Source organism: Massilia genomosp. 1 (assembly GCF_011682185.1).
Lineage (GTDB): Bacteria > Pseudomonadota > Gammaproteobacteria > Burkholderiales > Burkholderiaceae_D > Telluria_A > Telluria_A rubra.
The window spans coordinates 1-250 of sequence record NZ_WHJF01000663.1; the positions used below are offsets into that span (position 1 = coordinate 1).

Here is a 250-nt window from a genome sequence, read left to right on the forward strand (position 1 = left end):
AACTGAACCCGATTCATCGTCGCCATAATCTTCTCCCGCCTGCGCCACCGCGCACGCATATGCAAGGTTGGACACGTAACGGCGACCAAAGTTCAGTTATGCTGAAGATCAGCGCTAATCACCATTTGCATTGGCGGCCCAGGGTGCCCGTGTCGATGGTGGTTTTGAGCTATTGCTTGATGATTGGTTGAGCCTATCCCTTGTTTCCTTCAGCTCACGCAGCAAACGCCCGGATACCAACTGGAGTTGC

1 protein-coding gene is annotated in these 250 nt (G+C 53.6%); it reads right to left on the bottom strand.

From position 1 onward, the window contains the following. Positions 1-114 precede the first annotated feature (114 nt). Positions 115-240, bottom strand: coding sequence for a DUF6444 domain-containing protein (locus tag F1735_RS38475; RefSeq protein ID WP_222853226.1), 126 nt, complete (start codon positions 238-240; stop codon positions 115-117). Between the last annotated feature and the right edge of the window lie 10 nt (positions 241-250).